This is a genomic window from Pleomorphomonas oryzae DSM 16300, from assembly GCF_000422965.1.
Classification (GTDB): domain Bacteria; phylum Pseudomonadota; class Alphaproteobacteria; order Rhizobiales; family Pleomorphomonadaceae; genus Pleomorphomonas; species Pleomorphomonas oryzae.
Genome location: NZ_AUHB01000021.1, coordinates 47,637 through 54,219, shown reverse-complemented (window position 1 = coordinate 54,219; position 6,583 = coordinate 47,637). Strand labels below are relative to the sequence as shown.

Sequence of the window (6,583 nt, the reverse complement as noted above, 5' to 3'; positions counted from 1 at the left end):
TTCAGAACGTCGTGAGACAGTTCGGTCCCTATCTGCCGTGGGTGTAGGAGTATTGAGAGGATCTGTCCCTAGTACGAGAGGACCGGGATGGACATACCTCTGGTGGACCTGTTGTGGCGCCAGCCGCATTGCAGGGTAGCTAAGTATGGACTCGATAACCGCTGAAGGCATCTAAGCGGGAAACGAACCTCAAAACCAGTGCTCCCTATCAGAGCCGTGGTAGACCACCACGTTGATAGGCCGGGTGTGGAAGCGCAGCAATGCGTGAAGCTTACCGGTACTAATAGCTCGATCGGCTTTATCGCTCTCATTATCCCTGTCCATCCCAAAAGGATGAAACAAGGAACACACCAACACGATCCGGCCCTCAAAAGCCGCCAAAGACCATACATTCTTCGCTCATGACACAGCCCACAAAGCCGTGCCACGAGCTCTTGCCCTTCGCCGGCCTGGTGGTCATGGCGGGGAGAAATGCACCCGATCCCATCCCGAACTCGGCCGTGAAACTCCCCAGCGCCAATGGTACTCCGTCTTAAGACGCGGGAGAGTAGGTCGCTGCCAGGCCTGCAAAGTGCAAGACACAAGATACAAACCAAACCACACGATCAAAACCTCTTCACACAAGACAAACACGACAGACAACACAAAAGCCCTCACCGAGAAATCGATGAGGGCTTTGTTGTATTTGGACCGTGGAAAGGTGAGCCTGCTGGCGCTTTCGCGGCCGATCAAACGCTTCCCTCGGTCGTTCTGGTCGCCACGAAGGAAAGCAGCTCCTTTTCCCTGTAAGGCTTGAGAATGATGCGCGATCCCTCGAGGTCCGGCGGCAGAAGGTCAGGCGCTACCAGCCCCGTCATGAAGGCGTAGTCTATTCCCAGCCGCTTCAGTTCACGCGCCACGTCGAAGGATGTGCCGTTGAAGAGATAGATGTCGAGCAGCGCCGTATCGGGCTGCGTCTGAGCCAAGCTTTCAAGAGCGTCCGCTGCTGTGGAAAAAGGGCCTACGACCTGGTATCCCTTTGTGATCAATAGATCTTCAAGGTCCATGGCAATCAGCGGCTCGTCCTCAAGGACGAGGACTTGCGTCTCGCCTGTCATCTGGCACCTCGTGATCTCGTGATCGCTTGAAATCAACTTTACTTTGGGATTAAGGATACTACCGGCTCGGTTCGCTTCTGTATGTCCAAAACTGAACACAACTAAAGAACTTCTGCGATTTTTTACGCCCGTAGGAACACTCATGGCCGCCATTTCGACCTTCGAGGGCAAGACCGGCAACAATCTGATCGATGCGCTGCGTCCTCGTGAATGGGAACTTCTGGTCTCGCATCTGCAACCGTGGGCAGGGGAGGTTGGCCGGGCGATGCAGACGCCGGGCAGTCGGGTAGAATGGGCCTATTTTCCGATCGGCAAGGCCATGGCCTCTTATCGGGTGTCGTTCAGCGACGGCGGCGAGGTGGAAACGGCGCTGATCGGGCGCGAGGGAGCGGTCGGTGGCATCGTCAGCCGTGGCCATCTGCCGGCGTTCGCACTGGCCGTGGTGCTGTTCGGCGGAACCTTCGCGCGCATATCCCTCAACGACCTCGACGCTCTGAAGGCCGCGGAGCCGGCCATCGACTCGCTGTTCAACCGTTATGCCGACTGTCTGTTGGCGCAGGTATTCCAGGCGAGTGCCTGCAACGCCTCCCATTCCATTCAGCAGCGAGCCGCCCGCTGGCTGGTGGCCGCCAGCGAGCGAACGGGCTCCGACGAACTGACGCTGACCCAGGACCAGCTCGCCGGCATGCTTGGCGTCGGTCGCAGCTATACGACGCGCGTCATCGGTCACTTCAAGGCGGAGGGCGTGGTGGACACGCAAAGAGGGCGGCTTACCGTCCTCGACCATGCCAATCTCACGGCCATGGCCTGCAATTGCAACGATATCGTCCGTGGCCACTTCAATACGGTGCTGAAGGGCGTCTATCCCGAGCCCTAGGCGTCCGCCGTCGGAGCAAGCGACAGCCGGCCCGCGCGTCCAGCGAGGCATACTCCCTAGAGCACCCGCAGGCCGAGCTCCTTCAGGAGCGACGTTGCCTGGGCGCGGGAGATGATGGCGCCGCGAAAGTGCGCCGCGTCGTCGAGCCGGATGCCACCGAGATCGGCACCGCGCAGGTCGGCCCCCTCGAAGCGGGCGCGGATGAGCTGCGCATCGCGCAGGCTGCAATTCTCGAACACCACGTCGCGGAAATCGGCCCCCTCCAGCAAGGCGCCGGACAGATCGACCTGCGTCAGTGTCTGATCGCGGAAGGACACTTTCGGCAGGCGCGCATCGACCGCCAGCACTTCCTCCAGCTTGAGATCGACGGTGCGGGCATCGGTGAAATCGGCGCCCGTCAGCTTGGAGCGGCGGAAGGCGACGGAGGTGAGAATCGTCTGCCGGAATATCGCGTTGTTGAAATCCGACGCGACGATCTCGGCGTCGATGAGGTCGGCGCGGCCAAAGTCGGCGAAGGCACCCTTGCAGTTCGACCAGCGTGTTTCAGCGAGCCGGGTGCGGATGAGCTTGGCGTGACCGAAGGTGCAGGCTTCGAATTGCCAGCCGTTAAGGTCGGCCTCACCGAAGGAAAGGCCGCTGAAATCGGCGCCAACCAGACGACGCGGTGCATTGGCGGCAATGAGCTTGCTCAGACCGGCCTGATCGACGGCCTTGCCGGTGAGGTCGATGGTCGGAATGTCGCTCATCGCAGCCACCTTCGTGCCAGACGGAAACGACGCCACCGTGGCGGCTGTCGATCACTCGCCCTCGAAGGCGATCAGCGTGCGGACGTTGATGTCGAGTGCCCGGAGCTTGTCGGCACCGCCGAGCGCCGGCAGGTCGACGATGAAGCAGGCTGCTTCGAGTTCGCCTCCCATCTGGCGGATCAGGTTGGCGGCGGCGCTGGCCGTACCACCGGTGGCGATCAGGTCATCGACCAGCAGGACGCGCTCGCCGGGCAGGATGGCGTCCTTGTGCATCTCGATCTCGTCAACGCCGTATTCCAGGCTGTAGACCATCGACACCGTTTCGTGCGGCAGCTTGCCCTTCTTGCGGATCGGCACGAAGCCGGCGCTGAGCTGGTGGGCGACGGCGCCACCCAGGATGAAGCCACGCGCCTCGATGCCGGCCACCTTGTCGATCTTGCCGCCCGCCCAGGGCTGCACCAGCTCGTCGACGGCGCGCCGGAAGGCCCGGGCATTGCCCAAGAGGGTGGTGATGTCGCGGAAGATGATGCCCGGCTTGGGATAGTCGGGGATCGCGCGAATGGTGTCGGCCAGATTCATGGAAGGGCTTCCTGAAGAAGTTACGGCTCGTTCTAGACGGCTCGCCTTCGGGCCGCAACAGTTTCGGCCTTCCAACAGCCGTCTGACGGCGGCTTTCCCGGGTTTTGTCGGCAAACATGAAAAAGGGCCCGGTGAGGGGCCCTTTTCCGAGCATTCGCCGCGAGGCGGTCAGTGGGCAACGTCGCGCCAGACCTGCCGCTTCACGAAGTAGAGGATGCCGGCGAAGACGATCAGGAACAGCATCACCTTGAAGCCGAGCGCCTTGCGGGCGTCGAGATGCGGCTCGGCTGCCCACATCAGGAAGGCCGAGACGTCCTTGGCATACTGTTCCTTGGTCTGCGGCGTGCCGTCGGAATACTGGACAACGTCGTTGTCGAGCGGCGGCGGCATGCGCAGGGAGATGCCGTTGATGAAGTGCGGGTTGTAATAGGTGCCCTCGGGCACCGTCACGCCCTCCGGCGGGTCCTGATAGCCGGTGAGCAACGAGACGATGTAGTCCGGGCCCTGTTCCTGATAGGGCCAGAACATGTCGAACACGAACCAGGGGAAGCCGCGATGAACGGCGCGCGCCTTGGCCAAGAGCGACATGTCCGGCGGCAGGGCGCCACCGTTGGCGGCCCGCGCCGCGTTGTCGTTGGCAAACGGCGAGGGGAAGGCGTCGGACGGCAGGCGCGGCCGCTCGAACATCTCGCCGGCGTCGTTGGGGCCGTCCTGGATGGAATAGGTGGAGGCCAGCACCTTGACCGCGTCCTCGGTGAAGCCCGGCCCGCCCTCGTCGGCGAGGTTGCGGAACTTGACGAGCTTCATCGAGTGGCAGGCGGAGCAGACTTCTTTATAGACCTGATAGCCGCGCTGCAGCTGCGCCTGGTCGTAGTGGCCGAAGATACCGGCGAACGACCATTCCTGACGCGTGGGTTTCAAGAGCGGGTACTCGACCGCCGCTTCTTGGGCAACGGCGATCGAAGAGGTGAGGGCGATGCCGGCGGCAAAAGCGGCGGCGGCCCAACGGATCATCTTGGCAGTCATGATTTCTCTCCGTCGGGCGTCAGTGGACAGAACTGGGAGCCGATTTCGCCAGGATCGCGTCGTTGATCGACACGGGCAGCGGCTTCGGCTTCTCGATGTAGCCGAGCACCGGCAGGATCACCAGGAAGTAGAGGAAGTAGTAGAGCGTGCTGAGCTTTGCCCATACCACCGCCTGGAACCCCATGATGATGTCGTCGGTCTTCACCGAGCCGAGGAAACCGAGGAACAGGGCGTTGAGGCCGAACAGCCAGAAGGCGACCTTGAAGATCGGCCGGAAGCGGCCCGAGCGCACCTTCGACGTGTCGAGCCAGGGCAGGAAGGCCAGAACGGCGATGGCGCCGAACATGGCAAGCACGCCGCCGAGCTTTGAGTCGATCGGCCCGAGGTTGAAGTCGATGGCCCTGAGGATGGCGTAGAACGGCAGGAAGTACCATTCCGGCACGATGTGGGCCGGCGTCGCCAGCGGGTTCGCCTCGATGTAGTTGTCGGGGTGGCCGAGGAAGTTCGGCTGATAGAAGACGAACCAGCCGTAGAAGATCATGAACAGCACGATCCACATCAGGTCCTTGGACGTGGCGTAGGGCGTGAAGGGCACGGTGTCCTTGTCGCTCTTCACATCGATGCCGAGCGGGTTGTTCTGGCCAACCACGTGCAGCGCCCAGACGTGCAGCACCACGACGCCGGCGATCAGGAACGGCAAGAGGTAGTGCAGCGAGAAGAAGCGGTTGAGCGTGGCGTTGTCGACCGAGAAGCCGCCAATCAGCAGCGTCTGGATCGGCTGGCCGACGATGGGCAGCGCCGTGAAGAAGTTGGTGATGACGGTGGCGCCCCAGAAGGACATCTGGCCCCAGGGCAGCACGTAGCCCATGAAGGCGGCGGCCATCATCAAGAGGTAGATGATCACGCCGAGGATCCACAGGATCTCGCGCGGCGGCTTGTAGGAGCCGTAGTAGAGGCCGCGGAAGATGTGGACGTAGACGGCGATGAAGAACATCGACGCGCCGTTGGCGTGGAGATAGCGGATCAGCCAGCCCCAGTTGACGTCGCGCATGATGCTCTCGACGGAGCGGAAGGCGACGGTGCTGTCGGCGGCATAGTGCATGGCGAGCACGATGCCGGTGACGATCTGCACCACCAGCATCATCGCCAGGATGCCGCCGAAGGTCCAGAGAGCGTTGAGATTGCGCGGGGTCGGATAGGAAACGGCGGTGTCGTGCAGGAGGCGGACGACGGGAAGGCGCGCCTCAAACCACTTCCCGAGGGCCGTCTTCGGGACATAGGTCGAATGACCGGACATGGATAACCTCGTCGGGAAGGGCGATCAGCCGATGCGGATCTTGGAGTCGGAAATGAAGGCGTAGGGCGGGATCGGCAGGTTTTCCGGCGCCGGACCCTTGCGGATGCGACCGGCCGTATCATACTGCGAGCCGTGGCAGGGGCAGAACCAGCCGCCGAATTCGCCGGACTCGTCAAGCGGAATGCAGCCGAGATGGGTGCAGACCTTGGTCATGACGAGGATGTTCTCCTTGCCCGCCGCGGCACGGTTGGCGTCGGTTGCATCGGCATTGGCGTCGCCATTGGCGTTGCGGGCCAGCGGATCCTTGAGATCCTCGAGCTTGACCGCCTTGCCTTCCTCGACTTCCTTCTCGGTGCGGTTGCGGATCACCACCGGCTTGCCGCGCCACATGATGGTGACGGCCTGCCCGGGCTTTACACCGGAAATATCGACCTCGACAGACGCCAGCGCACGGGTGGAGGCGTCGGGATTCATCTGGTCGATGAAGGGCCAGGCCGCAGCCGCCACGCCGACTACGCCGAAAGCACCGGCAGCATGCAGGAGGAAATCGCGGCGCGTTGGTTCTGCCGGTGTATCACTCTCAGCCAAGATCGCTTCCTTTCGCGTGGGTAGCGGCCGCCACCGATCGGCATACGACCGCTTCAACATCCTCGCCGACGCCACCCCGTCCGTGACGGTCGAGGCGAGGTTGAAGAAAATGGTTTCAACAACTTGCGCGGCTTCCGAAGCGGGCATGACTACGCCTTGCTACGGATGCCTTTCCGGCCCCCTTTATGCATCAACGCCGGGCATTGTCCAGTTGGTCCGCTTGAGTTTTTGGTCTGATTTTTGGATTTGTTCCAAAAAGTTCGGGCGCCGTTACCGGCGCCCTACAGCTCGCTTATCAGTGGTTTTACTGCGGTCATGGCGACTGCCGTCGAGATCGAGGAAAATGCACCGCCATCGACGCAAGCGCCGACTT

General features: G+C 62.1%; 7 protein-coding genes and 2 rRNA genes. 3 read left to right on the top strand and 6 right to left on the bottom strand.

The annotated features are described in order from the left end of the window. Nucleotides 1-305: ribosomal RNA gene (locus G522_RS0123200) — 23S ribosomal RNA — on the top strand; the annotation flags it as partial. Nucleotides 306-448: 143 nt separating this feature from the next. Continuing rightward, nucleotides 449-564: ribosomal RNA gene (rrf, locus tag G522_RS0123195) — 5S ribosomal RNA — on the top strand. Nucleotides 565-728: 164 nt separating this feature from the next. Here rrf and G522_RS28385 read toward each other — a convergent pair. Beyond that, entirely contained in the window at nucleotides 729-1,097 is a 369-nt protein-coding gene (locus G522_RS28385) for a response regulator (protein ID WP_051229152.1), read from the bottom strand. 142 nt (nucleotides 1,098-1,239) lie between these two features. Here G522_RS28385 and G522_RS0123185 point away from each other — a divergent pair, with 142 nt between their 5' ends. Continuing rightward, on the top strand, nucleotides 1,240-1,974 hold the full coding sequence (locus tag G522_RS0123185) for a Crp/Fnr family transcriptional regulator (RefSeq protein ID WP_036840676.1): 735 nt from the start codon (nucleotides 1,240-1,242) through the stop codon (nucleotides 1,972-1,974). Between the two features lie 56 nt (nucleotides 1,975-2,030). Here G522_RS0123185 and G522_RS0123180 read toward each other — a convergent pair whose 3' ends face one another. The 5 genes from G522_RS0123180 to petA all read right to left on the bottom strand — a co-directional run bounded on the left by G522_RS0123180 (nucleotide 2,031) and on the right by petA (nucleotide 6,210). Further along, entirely contained in the window at nucleotides 2,031-2,720 is a 690-nt protein-coding gene (locus tag G522_RS0123180; RefSeq protein ID WP_026793069.1) for a pentapeptide repeat-containing protein, read from the bottom strand. A 51-nt stretch (nucleotides 2,721-2,771) separates the two neighbouring features. Continuing rightward, nucleotides 2,772-3,299 (bottom strand): adenine phosphoribosyltransferase, encoded by a 528-nt coding sequence (locus G522_RS0123175; protein ID WP_026793068.1) that lies wholly within the window; start codon nucleotides 3,297-3,299, stop codon nucleotides 2,772-2,774. Between the two features lie 168 nt (nucleotides 3,300-3,467). Next, a complete protein-coding gene (locus tag G522_RS0123170; protein ID WP_026793067.1) occupies nucleotides 3,468-4,325 on the bottom strand; it encodes a cytochrome c1 in 858 nt (285 codons plus the stop codon). 19 nt (nucleotides 4,326-4,344) lie between these two features. Continuing rightward, nucleotides 4,345-5,622, bottom strand: a complete 1,278-nt coding sequence (locus G522_RS0123165) for a cytochrome b (protein ID WP_026793066.1) — start codon at nucleotides 5,620-5,622, stop codon at nucleotides 4,345-4,347. 24 nt (nucleotides 5,623-5,646) lie between these two features. Further along, entirely contained in the window at nucleotides 5,647-6,210 is a 564-nt protein-coding gene (petA, locus tag G522_RS0123160; protein ID WP_026793065.1) for a ubiquinol-cytochrome c reductase iron-sulfur subunit, read from the bottom strand. Between the last annotated feature and the right edge of the window lie 373 nt (nucleotides 6,211-6,583).